At 64.4% G+C, this 16,528-nt stretch carries 19 protein-coding genes; 3 read left to right on the top strand and 16 right to left on the bottom strand.

Features of this window, described 5'->3' with window-relative positions; translation table 11 throughout:
• Positions 1–31 precede the first annotated feature (31 nt).
• A complete protein-coding gene (locus AOT83_RS03990; protein ID WP_030094906.1) occupies positions 32–607 on the top strand; it encodes a cob(I)yrinic acid a,c-diamide adenosyltransferase in 576 nt (191 codons plus the stop codon).
• Here AOT83_RS03990 and AOT83_RS03985 read toward each other — a convergent pair.
• The 15 genes from AOT83_RS03985 to rpmE form a co-directional block, all read right to left on the bottom strand.
• Positions 604–1,026, bottom strand: a complete 423-nt coding sequence (locus tag AOT83_RS03985; RefSeq protein WP_030094905.1) for a DUF2550 domain-containing protein — start codon at positions 1,024–1,026, stop codon at positions 604–606. The two genes, AOT83_RS03990 and AOT83_RS03985, sit on opposite strands and share 4 nt — an antisense overlap.
• Before the next feature lie 52 nt (positions 1,027–1,078).
• Entirely contained in the window at positions 1,079–1,444 is a 366-nt protein-coding gene (locus AOT83_RS03980) for a F0F1 ATP synthase subunit epsilon (RefSeq protein ID WP_030094904.1), read from the bottom strand.
• Positions 1,445–1,477: 33 nt separating this feature from the next.
• Positions 1,478–2,908, bottom strand: a complete 1,431-nt coding sequence (gene atpD, locus AOT83_RS03975) for a F0F1 ATP synthase subunit beta (RefSeq protein WP_030094903.1) — start codon at positions 2,906–2,908, stop codon at positions 1,478–1,480.
• 14 nt (positions 2,909–2,922) lie between these two features.
• The gene (locus AOT83_RS03970) at positions 2,923–3,855 is read right to left on the bottom strand and encodes a F0F1 ATP synthase subunit gamma (protein WP_057965125.1); all 933 of its coding nucleotides are present in this window, start codon (positions 3,853–3,855) and stop codon (positions 2,923–2,925) included.
• A 6-nt stretch (positions 3,856–3,861) separates the two neighbouring features.
• Complete coding sequence (atpA, locus tag AOT83_RS03965) at positions 3,862–5,508, bottom strand: F0F1 ATP synthase subunit alpha (protein ID WP_030094901.1); 1,647 nt, start codon at positions 5,506–5,508, stop codon at positions 3,862–3,864.
• A 47-nt stretch (positions 5,509–5,555) separates the two neighbouring features.
• Entirely contained in the window at positions 5,556–6,902 is a 1,347-nt protein-coding gene (locus AOT83_RS03960) for a F0F1 ATP synthase subunit B/delta (protein WP_057965126.1), read from the bottom strand.
• Between the two features lie 6 nt (positions 6,903–6,908).
• Entirely contained in the window at positions 6,909–7,442 is a 534-nt protein-coding gene (locus tag AOT83_RS03955; protein ID WP_057965127.1) for a F0F1 ATP synthase subunit B, read from the bottom strand.
• Positions 7,443–7,447: 5 nt separating this feature from the next.
• A complete protein-coding gene (locus tag AOT83_RS03950; RefSeq protein WP_030094898.1) occupies positions 7,448–7,699 on the bottom strand; it encodes a F0F1 ATP synthase subunit C in 252 nt (83 codons plus the stop codon).
• A gap of 62 nt (positions 7,700–7,761) precedes the next feature.
• Positions 7,762–8,520 carry a F0F1 ATP synthase subunit A gene (gene atpB, locus AOT83_RS03945; RefSeq protein WP_030094897.1) on the bottom strand — a complete coding sequence of 253 codons (759 nt, stop codon included), beginning with the start codon at positions 8,518–8,520 and terminating at the stop codon, positions 7,762–7,764.
• Positions 8,521–8,527: 7 nt separating this feature from the next.
• Positions 8,528–8,953, bottom strand: coding sequence for an ATP synthase subunit I (locus tag AOT83_RS03940; RefSeq protein ID WP_030094896.1), 426 nt, complete (start codon positions 8,951–8,953; stop codon positions 8,528–8,530).
• Positions 8,954–9,214: 261 nt separating this feature from the next.
• Positions 9,215–10,441 (bottom strand): MraY family glycosyltransferase, encoded by a 1,227-nt coding sequence (locus AOT83_RS03935; RefSeq protein WP_030094895.1) that lies wholly within the window; start codon positions 10,439–10,441, stop codon positions 9,215–9,217.
• A gap of 15 nt (positions 10,442–10,456) precedes the next feature.
• On the bottom strand, positions 10,457–11,128 hold the full coding sequence (locus tag AOT83_RS03930; protein ID WP_030094894.1) for an L-threonylcarbamoyladenylate synthase: 672 nt from the start codon (positions 11,126–11,128) through the stop codon (positions 10,457–10,459).
• Positions 11,129–11,137: 9 nt separating this feature from the next.
• Entirely contained in the window at positions 11,138–11,980 is an 843-nt protein-coding gene (gene prmC, locus AOT83_RS03925; RefSeq protein WP_057965186.1) for a peptide chain release factor N(5)-glutamine methyltransferase, read from the bottom strand.
• A gap of 5 nt (positions 11,981–11,985) precedes the next feature.
• The gene (gene prfA / locus AOT83_RS03920) at positions 11,986–13,056 is read right to left on the bottom strand and encodes a peptide chain release factor 1 (RefSeq protein ID WP_057965128.1); all 1,071 of its coding nucleotides are present in this window, start codon (positions 13,054–13,056) and stop codon (positions 11,986–11,988) included.
• Positions 13,057–13,149: 93 nt separating this feature from the next.
• Positions 13,150–13,374, bottom strand: a complete 225-nt coding sequence (rpmE, locus tag AOT83_RS03915; protein WP_030094891.1) for a 50S ribosomal protein L31 — start codon at positions 13,372–13,374, stop codon at positions 13,150–13,152.
• Between the two features lie 187 nt (positions 13,375–13,561).
• On the opposite strand from rpmE, the gene AOT83_RS03910 reads away from it, so the two are divergent.
• Together AOT83_RS03910 and AOT83_RS03905 are read left to right on the top strand one after the other, a co-directional pair.
• The gene (locus AOT83_RS03910; RefSeq protein WP_030094890.1) at positions 13,562–13,777 is read left to right on the top strand and encodes a hypothetical protein; all 216 of its coding nucleotides are present in this window, start codon (positions 13,562–13,564) and stop codon (positions 13,775–13,777) included.
• Between the two features lie 152 nt (positions 13,778–13,929).
• Positions 13,930–14,421 carry a hypothetical protein gene (locus tag AOT83_RS03905; RefSeq protein WP_030094889.1) on the top strand — a complete coding sequence of 164 codons (492 nt, stop codon included), beginning with the start codon at positions 13,930–13,932 and terminating at the stop codon, positions 14,419–14,421.
• 60 nt (positions 14,422–14,481) lie between these two features.
• Here the strand turns inward: AOT83_RS03905 and rho are convergent, their stop codons facing one another.
• Positions 14,482–16,398, bottom strand: coding sequence for a transcription termination factor Rho (gene rho, locus AOT83_RS03900; RefSeq protein WP_057965129.1), 1,917 nt, complete (start codon positions 16,396–16,398; stop codon positions 14,482–14,484).
• Positions 16,399–16,528: the final 130 nt, after the last annotated feature.

Here is a 16,528-nt window from a genome sequence, read left to right as displayed (position 1 = left end):
CCCGCAACGTGAGCGAGGATCATCGAGCGGCGTGCATCTGACTCGCATCTATACCCGCACCGGAGATGACGGAACCACGGGTCTGAGCGACTTCTCGCGTGTATCGAAGAGTGATCCGCGGCTGGCCGCATACGCCGACTGTGACGAGGCCAACGCCGCGATCGGCGTCGCGGTTGTGCTCGGGAACCCAAGCCAATCGGTCGGTTCGGTACTACTGCAGATCCAGAACGATCTCTTTGACGCCGGCGCGGACCTGTCCACTCCCGTCGTACCCGATCCCGAGTACCCACCGCTGCGGATCACCCAGCCCTATATCGACCGTCTCGAGCACTGGTGCGACCAGTACAACGCCGATCTGCCGAAACTGAATTCGTTTGTGCTGCCGGGCGGTACCCCACTATCCGGGTTGTTGCACGTGGCGCGGACCGTGGCACGTCGGGCAGAACGGTCGGCCTGGGCGGCCATCGACGCCTATCCCGACAGCACCAATGTGCTCACCGCCAAGTACCTCAACCGGCTCTCGGATCTGCTGTTCATCCTGTCGCGGGTTGCCAACGACGGTAAGGACACTCTCTGGAAGCCCGGCGGCCCGGCGCAGCCCGCCTAACGCTCGCGACTGCGGCGTTCCGCACGCGGTGAGGGCCGCGACTCAACCCAGGACATGAATGCGGTCAACGCACCGCGATCCAGTGCCATTTCGTAGGTGCGCGCACCATCGCGCAGCTGCAGCACCACGATCTCTGCCGTCATGATGTCGTACTCGTCACCGCGCGGAATCCGCCGGTCGATGATTTCCAGTTCACGCCGCGAGAGCTGGCGATCGGGCCAGAGCCGCACGCTCGAAAGCCGATAGAACTCGGCCTGAGATTCGCGATAGCGCATCACGCCGTGTCGCCAGCGGCCCTCCCCCGCCTCCGGCACATCGCGCAGCAGTGCCGCGGTGCCGCCATTGCGCAACTTGAGCAGACGAAAGCTCAATGCAGCCACCGCCAAAGCAAGGACGGCGATGACCGATATCTCGATCATCGCCGTCACGCTCAAAGCGGTATTTCCTTAGTGGTTGGCCGTGTGGGTACTGCTAAACCGTCTGGCCAAGGGCACGCAGACGCGCGCGTCCCTGCGCCGCAACCCGTGGATCCTCAGAACCGGAATCGGTCTTGGCCTTGGACTCGTCGATATCCGCACGAGCCTGTGCGGACTCAACCAGGATGCTCACCTTGGTGTCGGTGATCGACAGGAATCCCCCGTCGATCGCCCACCACAGGTCATCATCGCCCTCGCGCTCAATCTTCACCGCTGCATCGTCCACCAGCTGCGCCACCAACGGAATGTGGTGCGGCAGGATGCCGATTTCACCGGAGGTCGTGCGGGTAAAGACGAATGTGGCCTTACCCGACCAGATCTCACGCTCGACGGCGACAATCTCGACGTCAATCTCGGACATTCAATGCACCTCCTTCAGATAGCTAGTGACGAATTACAGCTTGGCGCCGAGGCTTTCGGCCTTCTTCGCCAAGTCGTCCAGGCCACCGATGAGGAAGAACGCCTGCTCGGGCAGGTGGTCGAACTCGCCCTTGGTGAGCTTGTCGAACGCCTCGATGGTCTCCTTGAGCGGCACGGTCGAGCCGGGCTGACCGGTGAACTGCTCAGCGGCCATCATGTTCTGGCTCAGGAAGCGCTCGATACGACGTGCGCGGCCCACCAGCTGCTTGTCCTCTTCCGACAGTTCGTCGATACCGAGGATCGCGATGATGTCCTGCAAGTCCTGGTAGCGCTGCAGAATCCGGATGACTTCCTGCGCGACGCGGTAGTGCTCGTCACCCACGACGGACGGCAGCAGAATCGTCGACGACGAAGCCAGCGGGTCCACGGCCGGGAAGATGCCCTTGGAGAACACCGCACGAGAAAGCTCGGTGGTGGCGTCCAGGTGCGCGAACGTGGTCGCCGGCGCCGGGTCGGTGTAGTCATCGGCGGGCACGTACACGGCCTGCATCGAGGTGATGGACCGGCCACGGGTCGAGGTGATGCGCTCCTGCAGCTCACCCATCTCGTCGGCCAGCGTCGGCTGGTAACCCACGGCCGAAGGCATACGACCCAGCAGGGTCGACACCTCGGAACCGGCTTGGGTGAACCGGAAGATGTTGTCGATGAACAGCAGCACGTCCTGGCCCTGCTCGTCGCGGAAGTACTCGGCCATGGTCAGCGCCGAGAGGGCGACGCGCATACGCGTGCCGGGCGGCTCGTCCATCTGGCCGAACACCAACGCGGTGTCCTTGAGGACATTGGCGTCGGCGAGCTCGACCCAGAGGTCGTTGCCTTCACGGGTGCGCTCACCCACGCCGGCGAACACCGAGGTGCCACCGAAGTTGCGGGCGATGCGGTTGATCATCTCCTGGATCAGAACGGTCTTACCGACACCGGCACCACCGAACAGGGCGATCTTGCCACCACGCACGTACGGGGTCAGCAGGTCGACGACCTTGAGGCCGGTCTCCAGCATCTCGGTACGCGGCTCGAGCTGATCGAAGGCCGGGGGCTTGCGGTGGATGGACCACTTCTCGAAGTCGCTGCCGTAGCCGGGCTCGTCGAGGCAGTTACCCAGGGCGTTGAACACGTGCCCCTTGACGCCGTCGCCGACCGGCACCGCGATGGTGTTACCGGTGTTGATGACGTCCACGCCGCGCACCAGACCATCGGTCGGCTGCATGGACACGGTGCGCACCAGGTTGTCGCCCAGGTGCTGTGCCACCTCGAGGGTCAGCGTCTTGGCCATCGCCTCGTAGGTGATCTCGGCGTTGAGAGCGGAGAAGAGCGGCGGCACGGCGTCGCGCGGGAACTCCACGTCAACAACCGGGCCGGTAACGCGAACCACTCGCCCTACGGTCTTGTTAGCAGTTGGTGCGGTCATGTACTCGTCTCTTCCTAATGTTCGCTTGCGGCGGCCGAGGCAAGCGCGTCCACGCCGCCAACGATTTCACTGATTTCCTGGGTGATCTGGGCCTGGCGAGCGCGGTTGGCTTCCAGGGTGAGTCCCTTGATGAGCTCATCGGCGTTGTCCGTGGCGGCCTTCATGGCGCGCCGGCGGGATGCCGACTCCGAGGCTGCCGCCTCCAGCAGCGCCGCGTACACCCGGGTGGCCAGGTAACGAGGCAGCAGCGACGCGAAAAGCGTTGTGGCGTCAGGCTCGAACGAATACTGGGTGGTGGGACCGGTGGCCTCGCCGACGTACTCGATCTCCATCGGGGCGATCCGCTTGGCCACAGCCGACTGGGTCAGCATCGACTTGAACTCGGTGTAGACGATATGAAGCTCGTCCACACCCAGAATTCCGTCAGCGCCAGGATCGTCACCGTCGTCATCGGCGCCCGACAGGAACGCGTCCACCAGCACGCCCGCGATCTGCTGAGCATGTGCGTACTCGGGTCGCTCGGAGAACCCCGTCCAAGACTCGGTGACCGTGCGGCCCCGGAACTTGTAGAAGTTCAGTGCCTTACGGCCGATCACATAGATCACAGGAGTCTTGCCCTGCTCGCGCAGCAGCGCGAAGAGCTCCTCGGCGACGCGGAGCACGTTGGCGTTGTAGCCACCGCAGAGCCCGCGGTCCGATGACACGATCAGCACGCCGGCCCGCTTGGGCTCGGCCCGCTCCACCAATAGCGGGTGATCCAGCGCCGCATCATCGGCGAGCGCGGTGAGCACGTTGGTGATCTCGGTCGCGTACGGCCGGGCAGCCACCACGCGAGCCTGCGCCTTGGAGATGCGCGATGTCGCGATCAGCTCTTGCGCCTTGGTGATCTTCTTGATCGACCCGGCGGATTTGATCCGCCGGCGCAATTCTCGGATTTGTGCAGCCATGGCTGATTACTTCTTGGGAGCCGGCTTGCGGACCTGGACGGTCTCCTGACCGACCTCGGACGCGTCGAGCGCCTCGGCCGCTGCGTCCTTGACCTCCACCGAGCTGCCGTCGGTGGCGGCGAAGCTCTTCTTGAAGTCGTTCACGGCGTCAGTCAGCTTGGTCTCGGTGTCCTCGGAGAACTTCTTGGTCTCCTTGATGTCGGCCAGGATGTCGGCGTGTGAACCGCGCACGTGATCAAGGAACTCCTGCTCGAAGCGGATCACATCGCCCACCGGCACCGAGTCGAGGTGTCCGCCGGTGCCCAGGTAGATCGCGACAACCTGCTCCTCGACCGGGTACGGCGAGTTCTGCGGCTGCTTGAGCAGCTCGACCAGGCGGGCACCACGCTCCAGCTGGGCCTTCGAGGTGGCGTCCAGGTCGGAGGCGAACGCAGCGAAGGCTTCCAGCTCGCGGTACTGCGAGAGCTCCAGACGCAGCGAGCCGGCCACCTCCTTCATGGCCTTGATCTGTGCGGCACCACCCACGCGGGAAACCGACACACCGACGTTGATGGCCGGGCGCACACCCTGGTTGAACAGGTCGGTCTGCAGGAAGCACTGTCCGTCGGTGATCGAGATGACGTTGGTAGGAATGTAGGCCGAGATGTCGTTGGCCTTGGTCTCGATGATCGGCAGGCCCGTCAGCGAGCCGGCACCGAGCTCGTCGGAGAGCTTCGCGCAACGCTCCAGCAGACGCGAGTGCAGGTAGAAGACGTCACCCGGGTATGCCTCGCGGCCCGGCGGACGACGCAGCAGCAGCGAAATGGCGCGGTAGGCCTCGGCCTGCTTGGTCAGGTCGTCGAACACGATGAGGACGTGCTTGCCCTGGTACATCCAGTGCTGGCCGAGAGCCGAACCGGTGTACGGCGCAAGCCACTTGAAGCCGGCGGCATCGGAGGCCGGGGCGGCGATGATGGTGGTGTACTCCAGCGCGCCGGCCTCGTCCAGGGTGCGGCGCACCGCGGCGACGGTCGAGCCTTTCTGACCGACAGCGACGTAGATGCAGCGCACCTGCTGTGCCGGGTCACCGGTCTCCCAGGCCTGCTTCTGGTTCAGGATGGTGTCGACGCAGACGGCAGTCTTGCCGGTCTTGCGGTCGCCGATGATCAGCTGGCGCTGGCCGCGACCGATTGGGGTCTGCGAGTCGATGGCCTTGATACCGGTCTGCAGGGGCTCGGACACGCTCTGGCGCTGAACCACGGAGGCGGCCTGCAGCTCGAGGGCACGGTTGGTCTCGGCCTCGATGTCACCGCGGCCGTCGATCGGCTGGCCCAGCGGGTTGATGACGCGGCCCAGGAAGGCGTCGCCCACCGGCACCGACAGCACCTCGCCGGTGCGCTTGACCTGCTGGCCCTCTTCGATGCCGTGGAAGTCACCGAGGATAACGGTGCCGACGCTGCGCTCGTCGAGGTTGAGCGCCACGCCCAAGACTCCGCCCGGGAACTCGAGGAGTTCCTGGGTCATGACCGAGGGCAGGCCCTCGACGTGGGCGATGCCGTCACCGGTGTCGGAGACGATGCCGATTTCTTCACGGGTGGGGTCGGCAGAGAACGTCGCGACGTACTGCTCGATCGCGCCGGAGATATCCGCCGAGGAGATCGTCAACTCTGTCATGGCTTTTCGTCTTCCTGCTCGTCTATCGGGGTAGGTCTAAATAATGGTCAGTTGGGCAAATGGAGTGCGGCGGCCGAGAGTCGGCTGGACAGACTGCCGTCGATCTCCTCGTCACCGATGTTGACGACGAGCCCGCCCAGCAGCTCGGGATCCACATCCAGTTGCACCGCGATGGTGCGGCCGTAAATCTGCCCGAGCACCTGGGCAAGCCGTGTGCTCTGTGCATCGCTGATCGGTGCGGCCGACTTCACGTGTGCCACTGACTCGTCGCGCCGGGCAACCGCAAGTTCGGCCACCTCGAGCACGGCGACATCGGCGCGCTTGCCACGCAGCAGACGCACGGTCTGCGCGAGCAGGCTTGTCACGATCAGATTGGACCGACCGGCCAGCACGTTCTTCAGCAATGCCACACGATCGGCGGCAGGCGAGGTGGTGTTACCCAGCAGCGTGCTCAGCTGCGGCTCGCTGTCCAGGATGCGACTGACGCGGAACAACTGGTCCTCGACGTCATCGATCTGGCCGTCGCGCTCGGCCCGCTCCAGCAAGGCGAGACGGGCGATGTGTTCGATCGCGGTGATCAGGTCGTTGGAAGCGGACCAGCGGGCGGTCACGGCCGTACGCACGACCTCGAGTGCAGGCCGTCCGATCTTGGACCCGAACACCGAGTCGACCAGGGCGACCTTGGCGGCCTGCTCGCTGGCATCGACCGGCTCGGACAGGTGCTTGCGTAGCACCAATTCCTTGACGAGAACCTCGGCGACCGCAGTCAGATCATCGGCCAGCGCGTTGAGCGTCAGGCTGTCGAGGGAGACCGCATTGGCCTGGAAGGCCTTCACCTGCTCGGCGAGCGATTCGCGGCTGGCGGCGTGCAGACCCGCACCACCGGCGGCCAGCGGCCGACGTTCGGTATTGATACTGCCCGCCATCTGCGACAGCTCATCCAGGAACCGGTCGACAGTGGCGGACTGCGCCGCGGGGTCGCTCACGTGTGAACGAACCAGATCGCCTGCGCGGTTCACGGATTCGGCGCCGAGGTCACCGCGGAGCTGACGGATCAGCTGCTGGCGCTGAAGCAGGATCTGCTCCTGCCCATGCACCTTGATCCGCTCGACCTCGGCATCGGCCTGCTCGCGCAGCTGCTTCGAGATCTGCACGGCATCGGCCTTGGCTTCCTCCGCGATGTGGGCGGCGTCGGCCTTGGCATCCTCGATGGCCTTGGCATGTGCACCCTCGGCCTCGACCAGCTTGTCCGCCGCAGTCTTGCTGTCAGCGAGCTGCTGACGCACCGCGTCCTGCTGCTTGGCCATCAACGTGCGTACCGGCGGCACCACGAACTTGACCACCAGGAACACGATGACAGCGAAACCGATGAGCTGTCCGATAAATGTCGACATCTTTGTTTAGCCTCGCCCTGCGTTCGCTGGTTCCGAAAGGCTCACGCCGAGAACGCGTTCGGCGAGCGTCCGAGACAGGCTCTCGACGCTTGCCGACAGCTCTCCGGAAGTTGCCTCGCCCTGACGGGCCAACTCTTCGGCGGCCTTCGCATTCACGGCGGTCGCTTCGGTGTTGGCCCGCTGACGCATGTCCTCGAGAATTCCGCGTCCCTCGGCTCTGGCCTCGTCACGCACCGCGGTTGCCGCACCGCGCGCCTTGGCCAGCTCGTCCTTGTAGTCAGCCTCGGCGGCGGTGAATTGCTCAGCGGCGTTCCGGTTGTCCTCGGCCGTCTTGGCGACCGTGTCCTCGCGTGCCTTGAGCACCTTCTGGATCGGCGGCACTACGAAGATTCCGATGACCGCCAGGACGATCAGGAAGATCGCCAAGACGACAAAGAAGGTGCCGTTGGGGATGAGGAAGTTGTTCTGCTTCCCACCCTCTTCGGCGGCTTCCGCCGCGACTGCCATGACGGCAGAAGCGACACTGTGCAATTCACCCATGCCGATTAGCTGGCGCCGGGAGTCGCGAAGACGAACAGCGCCATGAAGGCCAGGTTGATGAAGTACGCAGCCTCAACCAGACCGACGGTGATGAAGAACGGGGTGAACAGCCGGCTCTGAGCCTCGGGCTGACGGGCCACACCCGAGATCAGGGCGTTACCGGCGATACCGTCACCGATACCGGCACCGATCGCGCCGCCGGCCATGATCAACCCACCGCCAATGAGGGCACCAGCAACAATTGTCGGGTCCGCCATTTTCTTCCTCCTTATTAAGTGGTAGCTGTGCTACCAGGGTCTATTCAATGTGGTCTGTGTAATTAGTGGTGCTCGTCGTCCAGTTCCATCGACTGGCTGAAGTACAGGACAGTCAGCAGCGCGAAGATGAAAGCCTGGATCAGGCCGACGAACAGGTCGAACGATTTCCAGATGGCGTTGGGCGCCCACATGATCCATGCCGGGAACATCGCGATCAGCGCGACCATGATGCCGCCGGCGAACATGTTGCCGAAGAGTCGCAGCGACAGCGAGATCGGCTTGGCCAGTTCCTCGATCGGGTTGATGAACGCCGTAACCCAGGTGTGGCCCTTGAGCAGCTTGATCGGGTGGCCGATGAGGCCGCGGCGTGCAAAGCCCGCGATGTGGTAGCAGACGAAGACGAACAGCGCCAACGCCAGCACGTAGTTAATGTCCGAGGCCGGCGGGGCCAGCAGTTCGGCCGTCTTTCCGTTCTCGTCCGTGTACTGCACGGGCAGCACCGAGATCCAGTTGGACACGAGGATGAAGACGAAGATCGTCACCGCCAGCGGCAGCACGAACGGCGCGATCCTCATGCCGATGGCCGACTCGACCTGATTGCGGAACTGAACGGTCACCGCCTCGAAGAACAGCTGCACCCCATTCGGCACACCGGTCGAGGTGACCTTGGCCCGCAGGAACAGTGCCAGCGCGATCACCACCACCGCGGCCAGCGAGGTGGCAACGATGGTGTCCACGTTGACCTCACCGAGAAAACCCCAGTGTGCGTGCTTGTGATGGCCAACTTCGATGGCGGCTTCTGCCTGGAATGTCGTAATCATGCTGGGCTTATACCTCCGCCTGCGGCTGATTCACTGAACGGATCCCTTTCCACACCGGCACAGCGGTGGTCAACACCAGCAGCACCTGGAACAACGCGACTCCGAAGAACACCCCAAGACCCGCGGGGCGGAACACGAAGGCGATCACCAGGGCGAGGACGGTGATGATCATCAACCGCGCTGCGGAATTGATGGCCATCTTTTGCTTGCTTGGATTGTCTTGCGCAGTAATGACTTCCGCAGACTGGCGAACGAGGAGAGCGTTCACCAGTCCGAGGCCAAGCCCAGTAACGAAGAAAATGCCGAACTGCCAATGCCCGAGCAGGGCGGAGGCCAGCAGAGCCAGGGCACCGAGCACGCCACACAGAACCGCCAGACGCAACGGGCGAAACGCCAATGCCGGAAGGACCAGCGGGGCGTCGGGCGTTGTCACCTGGGGTGTCACCTCACATCTTTGTCGGGGTGGCGGAACAAAAACTGCATTCGTCGGTTCCAGACCTTATAGGAGGTCTGCGGGCTCGCTGAACTCACCTCAAAGGGCAGCTCCCTGTCGGTCAGTTGATCGGTCCGGCGAACCCCTGGATTGTCTAGACAGACTTTCCAAAAATTGCACCGATCCGGCGTGGCCGGCACCCGTGAGTTTTCGGGTATGGCAGAACCGTATCACATGGTAGAGGGGGTTAATGCACCCCTACTACTTTTCGTCGTACATGACCGGTTCGGCCGGAACCGTCGTCGAACTCCCGTCCAATTGAGCGCCCGAGAGCTGATCGGGTTCTTCACCGCGCAGCAAGGGCACGACCGTCGCCACGATGGCGATACCGATCGCGCCCAACACCACCGCACCGGCATACCGAGGCTCGAAGAAGATGGTGCTGGCGGCACCGAACGCGATGATGGCCACCCACAGATAGATGATCAGCACCGCCTTGCGATGGGAATGCCCGATCTGCAACAGCCGGTGATGCAGATGCATCTTGTCCGGGCTGAAGGGGCTGCGGCCCGCGCGGGTACGCCGGATGATCGCCAACAACGCATCCAGGGCGGGCACCAGCATCACCGCGATCACCAGTAGGAACGGCGACAGCAAGACGAACATGTCTTTGGCCCCGTACGAGCTCTGCGAGATGGGGCCCGCAGCCGTGGTCGATGCCGCGGCCAGCATGAGGCCGATCAGCATCGACCCCGAGTCCCCCATGAAGATGCGGGCCCGGTGGAAGTTGTGTGGCAGGAATCCCAGGCACGCCCCGGCCAGCACTACCGAAATGACGGCGGGCGGGTAGTACAGGACATCACCGCCGTGGCTGCGCAGCAGCCCGATCGAGAAGATGCAGATGGCCGCCGCGGTGATGAGCCCCAGGCCTGCGGCCAGGCCGTCGAGACCGTCCACGAAGTTCATGGCGTTGACGATCGACACCGTCAAGGCGAGCGTCACCAGGATGGACGACATCTGATCCAGCACGATCGTTCCCACCCCACCGAACGGGATGTAGATCATGCTCCAGGCCACCCCCATGGTGACCAGCACGCTGGCAGCCGTGACTTGGCCCGCGAATTTGGTGAGCGCGTCCAGGCCCCACTTGTCGTCGATGAGACCGACGACCATGATGATGCCTCCCGCGACGACCACGGCGGGCATTCCCGAGGAATAGACGAATCCCCTTGTCAAGGCGGGCAATTGCGAGGCCAGGAAGATCGCGGCACAAACACCGAGATACATCCCGAGGCCGCCCATCCGGGGGGTCGGCTGCAGGTGCACGTCGCGTTCGCGCGGGTAAGCCACCGCTCCCACCCGGGTCGCGAACATCCGTACACCACCGGTGCAGAAGAACGTCGTGATGGCCGCGGTCAGCCCAACCAGGGCAAGCTCACGCAGAGGGACACCCGCACCGCGATCGGCAAGGGCCAGCAGCTCACTCACGCATCCGACCGTACTTCAAGATTCTGTGGGTTCCGCCGACTCGCCGGGACCGACGTCGCCACCAATCACATCGACGATCTGTTCCCGGGTGATCGGCCCCTCCCGCACGACCAGCGGTACCGGCCCGGTGAGATCGACGATGGTCGACGCCGCCCCCAATTCCGCGGTGCCGCCGTCCAGATACACGGCAACCTTGTCCCCCAGTTGATCGCGTGCTTCACCGGCGGTGAGTGCCGCCGGCTGCCCCGAAACGTTGGCACTGGAGACCGCCATCGGACCGACAGCGCGCAGGAGATCGATGGCCACGGGGTGCAGCGGCATCCGCAGCATGACGCTTCCCTGCGCGTCCCCGAGATCCCAGGACAACGACGGCGCATGCTTCACGATGATGCTCAGCGGTCCGGGCCAGAACGCCTCGATGAGTTCGCGGGCCGCCGACGGAACGGCGAAGACGAGCCCGTCAATGGTGTGCCAGGACCCGACAAGCACGCCTACGGGCATATCCCGGCCTCGCCCCTTGGCGGCCAACAGCGCCGAAACCGCATTGGAATCGAATGCGTCACAACCTAATCCGTAGACGGTATCGGTGGGCATCACCACCAACTCACCCGCCTTGAGCGCGCTCACCGCCGCGTCGACCCCCTCCTGTCGGGTCGCAGCGTCCTGGCATTCGTAGACGGCGGTCACGACCCCAGTCTATGACGCCGGAGATTTGCGGCGTGCGGTGACAAATCTCGGACGGCCTGCCAGGTCGTGTCGCTGCACAACCTCATCGAACAGTCCACTGGCCGTGAACAACTCACGTGTTCCCTCACCGTTGGTGTCGTCATGCTCAACACCGATGTGGCCTCCTGGGGCAAGGAGCCGGCCTGCGGCGGTCACGATTGGCGCGATGACGGTAAGCCCGTCGAACCCCGCAAAAAGCGCCAACGGCGGATCATGCTGCGCCACTTCCGGCTCCAATTCGGCGTCTTCGGGGATGTAGGGCGGGTTGGCGACGATCAGATCGACAGTTCCATCGAGCTCCGTCAACAGCGCGGGTGAGGTAACGTCGGCCTGGATCACCTCGATCGGAGTTCCGGCGGTGTTGCGCCGTGTGTAGACCAGTGCCTGATCGTCAAGCTCGATCGCGAGGATGCGCGCGGCGGGCTCGTCGTGCGCCAGCGCGATCGCCAGCGCCGCGGACCCTGCACACAGCTCGACGACTGTGGCGTGTGGCGTCAATTTCCCTGTTGCCCAGGCATACAGAGATTCCGTCTCCGGACGCGGGATGAACACGCCCGGGCCCACCGACACCTCGACGGGGCCAAATGCTGCGTTTCCGGTCAAGTGTTGCAAGGGAATCCGCTGCACACGCGCTGCCACCAGGTCGCGGTAACTCTCGGGAAAATCAGGGGCGAGTTCGGCGAAACGCAATCGCGTTCGCGAGACTCCGAGCAGATGGGCGGCGAGCTCTTCGGCGTCTACCTGCGGACTGGAAACTCCTGCCCCAGAGAGTGATTCGACCGCCTCGGCGATCAGCTGACGCAACGCGCTCATCTCGCTCACGCCTCCTGCAGGCGCGCCTTCCGATCGGCCACTGCCAGCGCATCGAACAGTGCGTCGAGGTCACCGTCGAGCACCTGGTCAAGGTTGTGTGCCTTGAACCCCACGCGGTGATCGGTGATGCGGTTCTCCGGGAAGTTGTAGGTGCGGATGCGCTCGCTGCGATCCACCGTGCGGATCTGGCTGGCCCGGCCGGCGGAGGCGTCGGCTTGCGCCTGCTCCTCGGCGAGCGCCTGCAGCCGCGCCGCCAGTACCTGCATGGCGCGGGCCTTGTTCTGCAGCTGCGAACGCTCGTTTTGGCAGGTCACCACGATCCCGGTCGGCAGGTGGGTGATGCGGACCGCCGAGTCGGTGGTGTTGACGCCCTGGCCGCCCTTGCCCGAGGAGCGATAGACGTCGATCCGAAGGTCCGACTCGTCGATCTGGATTTCTTCTACCTCTTCCGGCTCCGGATAGACCAGCACTCCGGCTGCCGAGGTATGCACGCGCCCTTGGGATTCGGTGACGGGCACACGCTGGACGCGGTGCACACCGCCTTCGAACTTGAGCCGCGACCAGACGCCGTCGGCGGTGTCGCCCTTGCTGGCGATGGCCAAGGTCGCGTCTTTGTATCCGCCGAGGTCGGATTCGGTCTCGTCGAGAACGGTGACCTTCCAGCCGTGCCGTTCGGCGTACCGGATGTACATCCGGGCCAGGTCGGCAGCGAACAGCGCCGATTCCTCGCCTCCCTCACCAGATTTCACTTCGAGGAGGATGTCGTCACCGTCATGGGGGTCGCGGGGAGCGAGCATGTCCGAGAGCTGCGTCTCCAGCTCGGCGACCGACGATTCCAGCTCGGTCACCTCGTCGGCGAACGAGGGATCGTCCGCCGACAGTTCACGGGCGGTGGCCAGATCGTCGCGGGCGGAGACCAGCTTGCGGTGGGTGGCGACGATCGGCGAGAGCATCGCGAACCGGCGTCCGGCCTTGCGCGCCGCGCCAGGATCCGCGTGCAGCGCTGGGTCGGCCAGTTGCTTCTCCAGTTCAGCGTGCTCGGCCAGCATTCCTTCGATCAGCGGCGTCTCGCTCATGCGCCCTCCTCCCAATGTTCATACCCGCACTTGGTCATACAAAAAACCGACGCCCGGACTGCACAAAGGCAAATCCGGGCGTCGGCAAGGAAGCTATTTGTCGGCTGCGGCCTTGCGCTTGCCGTACCGGGCCTCGAACCGGGCGACGCGACCGCCGCTGTCCAGGATCTTCTGCTTACCGGTGTAGAAGGGGTGGCACTGCGAGCAGACCTCGACCACGATGTGGCCGCTGTCCTTGGTGCTGCGGGTGGTGAAGGTGTTACCGCAGCCGCAGACCACGTTGGTCTCGACGTAGGTGGGGTGGATACCCGATTTCATTGCTTTTCCTCTGCTTGTTGTGGTCGCCGGGTCGCTTGTGGGCGTGAACCGGAACCCTTCAAAAGGCTGAGAGGCCATTATGCCAGCTCAGTTACGTAGAACCTAAACGGCGCCGACCTGCGCACTATTCCCGATTTCTGAACCCGGCGTACGTTGGGGAGGGAAAGCCGATTCGGGAAGGAAACGCATGAACATCAAGAGATTGATCGTCACAAGCGCATCCGCGGCAGCGATGGGTTTGGCCGCATTCGCCGGCGCACCGGGGCTGGCCTACGCCGACCCCATCACGCCCCCGGCACCGCCGCCCATCCCCCAGGCTCCACCGATCCCCCAGGGAACCGGTGTACCGCCCGTCCCTCAGGCGCCGCCGATTCCGCAGATTCCGTCCATTCCGCAGCCCTGATCCCCGCCCGGCCTCGGGCATGTAACGGGCATTGACATCCTGTCGATATTCACAACGGCAGCCGCGTCATAACCAACGCGGTGCAGCTGTTGGAAATCGGTACTTCGGTTGAGTCGGGGCGAACCGCCGAGATAATCGGACAGGAGTCGCACGTGAATCTGAAAAGTGTTGTGAGCCAGGGTGTCATCGTTGGCACGTTGACGATGGGAGCGCTTGGGCTGGGCGCCGTTCCGGCGTATGCGCAGCCTCCGGGACAGCCCGGTTACATCCAGGATCATCCCAACCGCCCACACGGCGACGATGACGATGACTGGGGCGGCCACGACGGTTGGCGGAACAACGGCAACTGGCGCGGCAATGACAATTGGCGCGACCGCGACCAGGACTGGCGGGATGACCGCAGATGGCGCGATGACCGTCGGGAATGGCGCGACAACCCGTGGCATTACGACCAGCGTCCACCGTGGGGCTGGGCCCCGCCACCTCGCGCGGAATGGCGCGGACCGCTTCCAGATCGTTGGGGCCCACCCCCTGCGGCCTTCGACTACTGGGGATATCGGGTACAGCCGATCTGGGATGACGGTTTCCGGACCTGGGGATTCTGGCTGTTCGGTATCTGGATTCCGCTCGCGTCGATCGGCTAGCGGTCCCGGCCATATGAACCTGCGCGGTATCACCGATACCCGGTGATACCGCGTCAGGCTCTAGCTGTACTGCGGCTCGTCAGCGCCGTTGGAGCCCGGAGTGTTCTTGGAGACCTGGACCAGGAATTCGTAGTTGGTCTTGGTCTTGCGCAGCTGGCTCATCAGCAGGTCGATGGCCTGGTGTGAATCCAAGCCGGAGAGCACGCGGCGCAGCTTGTGCACGATCGCGAACTCGTCGCCGCTCATCAGCAACTCGTCCTTGCGAGTACCCGACGGGTTGACGTCGACGGCAGGGAACACGCGGCGTTCGGCGATCTTGCGGTCGAGCTTGAGCTCGGCGTTACCGGTGCCCTTGAACTCCTCGAAGATGACGGTGTCACCGGTGGATCCGGTCTCGACCATCGCGGTGGCGATGATGGTCAAGGAGCCGCCGTGCTCGATGTTGCGCGCCGCGCCCAGGAACCGCTTGGGCGGGTACAGCGCCGTCGAGTCGACACCACCGGACAGGATGCGGCCGGACGCCGGCGAGGCGTTGTTGTAGGCACGTCCCAGGCGGGTGATGGAGTCGAGCAAGACCACGACGTCCTTGCCCTGTTCCACGAGACGCTTGGCACGCTCGATGGCGAGCTCGGCAGCCTGAGTGTGGTCTGACGGCGGGCGATCGAAGGTGGAGGCGATGACCTCACCCTTGACCGAGCGCTGCATGTCGGTGACTTCTTCGGGCCGTTCGTCGACCAGCACCACCATCAGATGGCACTCGGGGTTGTTGGCGGAGATCGCGTTGGCGATGTTCTGCATGATCGTGGTCTTACCGGCCTTCGGCGGAGACACGATCAGCGCGCGCTGCCCCTTGCCGATGGGCATGATCAGGTCGATCACACGAGTCGTCAGCTTCTCGGTGGTGGTTTCCAGCCGCAGCCGCTGATTCGGGTACAGCGGGGTCAACTTGGTGAAGTCGGGACGCTTCTTGGCGTCCTCAACCGGGCCACCGTTCACGGAATCGAGGCGCACCAGCGGGTTGAACTTCTGGCGCTGGTTCTGATTCCCCGCGTCCGGGTCGCGGGGTACCCGCACGGCGCCGGTGATGGCATCGCCGCGGCGCAGCCCGTTCTTGCGGACGAGGTTCATCGAGACGTACACATCGTTCGGCCCGGCCAGATATCCGGACGTCCGGACGAACGCGTAGTTGTCGAGCACATCCAGAATGCCGGCCACGGGCTGGACGACATCGTCCTCGCGCAGCTCGGTCTCGCCACCCTCGTTGGTGTTGCGATCGCGACCACGACGGCGTTCACGGGTACGGCGACCACGACGGCCCCGGCCCTCACCGTCATCGCCGCGGTTGCCCTGGTTCTGGCTGTTGTCCTGGTTCTGATTGTCCGAGCTCTGGCTCCCTGAGCCACCCTCACGCCCCGAGTTCTCGGAGTTCTCTGAGTTGCCCCGGCCGCCGTTCTGCTGCTTGCGCTCACCCTCGGCGTTCTGGTTCTGGTTCTGGTTGCGACGCCGCTCACCGCGTCCCTCGCGAGGCGCGCCCGCCGTCTCGGAGTCCTTGCCCTCACCGGAGTCGGCTTCGGGAGCGGACTTCGGCGCCTCGGCGGGCAGATCGAGTGCGGTCTGAGTGGGCTCGGATCCAGCAGATTCGTTCTGCTCGTTCTGGGCCGGTTCCTTCTGGGCCACCTCGGCCGGTGCTGAGGCCTGAGGCTGCTGGGCCTGGGTGGACTGGTTGTTGTTCTTCGACGCGCCAAGCGCACCCTGATGCTCACGAATGGCGGCGATCAGATCGCTCTTACGCATTCCGGAGGTGCCCTTGACGCCTACTTGGCTGGCCAATGCACGCAACTCCGGCAACACCATCGTCGACAGCGCACCCAGTCCATCACCCCGACGCTCCTTGTTGGAGCGATCAGAGGAGGCTGTGGCGGGCGCCTCGGGGGCTTCCGGGGCGGCTTCGGTCGCGATGAGGTCCGTATCGGTCACGGATTTCCTTTCCTTCCCCCGCCGAATATGGGGCGAGGGTCTCACTTCGGCCAGTCAGGTTGCTGGCCGCGAAGTTCATGCTGCGGGCCCACACAGATAGGGCCACGCGAGGTCCTGAGAAATGGCAGCT

The sequence above is a fragment of the Mycobacteroides sp. H001 genome, assembly GCF_001440005.1.
Classification (GTDB): domain Bacteria; phylum Actinomycetota; class Actinomycetes; order Mycobacteriales; family Mycobacteriaceae; genus Mycobacterium; species Mycobacterium gwanakae.
Note: the sequence above shows the minus strand (reverse complement) of the source record. Positions and strands in the feature narration are given on the sequence as shown.

Coding starts and splice junctions, on each gene's coding strand:
- AOT83_RS03985 (WP_030094905.1), bottom strand. CDS start 1,026: ATGATCGAGATATCGGTCATCGCCGTCCTTGCTTTGGCGGTGGCTGCA.
- AOT83_RS03980 (WP_030094904.1), bottom strand. CDS start 1,444: ATGTCCGAGATTGACGTCGAGATTGTCGCCGTCGAGCGTGAGATCTGG.
- atpD (WP_030094903.1), bottom strand. CDS start 2,908: ATGACCGCACCAACTGCTAACAAGACCGTAGGGCGAGTGGTTCGCGTT.
- AOT83_RS03970 (WP_057965125.1), bottom strand. CDS start 3,855: ATGGCTGCACAAATCCGAGAATTGCGCCGGCGGATCAAATCCGCCGGG.
- atpA (WP_030094901.1), bottom strand. CDS start 5,508: ATGACAGAGTTGACGATCTCCTCGGCGGATATCTCCGGCGCGATCGAG.
- AOT83_RS03960 (WP_057965126.1), bottom strand. CDS start 6,902: ATGTCGACATTTATCGGACAGCTCATCGGTTTCGCTGTCATCGTGTTC.
- AOT83_RS03955 (WP_057965127.1), bottom strand. CDS start 7,442: ATGGGTGAATTGCACAGTGTCGCTTCTGCCGTCATGGCAGTCGCGGCG.
- AOT83_RS03950 (WP_030094898.1), bottom strand. CDS start 7,699: ATGGCGGACCCGACAATTGTTGCTGGTGCCCTCATTGGCGGTGGGTTG.
- atpB (WP_030094897.1), bottom strand. CDS start 8,520: ATGATTACGACATTCCAGGCAGAAGCCGCCATCGAAGTTGGCCATCAC.
- prmC (WP_057965186.1), bottom strand. CDS start 11,980: ATGAGCGCGTTGCGTCAGCTGATCGCCGAGGCGGTCGAATCACTCTCT.
- prfA (WP_057965128.1), bottom strand. CDS start 13,056: ATGAGCGAGACGCCGCTGATCGAAGGAATGCTGGCCGAGCACGCTGAA.
- rpmE (WP_030094891.1), bottom strand. CDS start 13,374: ATGAAATCGGGTATCCACCCCACCTACGTCGAGACCAACGTGGTCTGC.
- AOT83_RS03910 (WP_030094890.1), top strand. CDS start 13,562: ATGAACATCAAGAGATTGATCGTCACAAGCGCATCCGCGGCAGCGATG.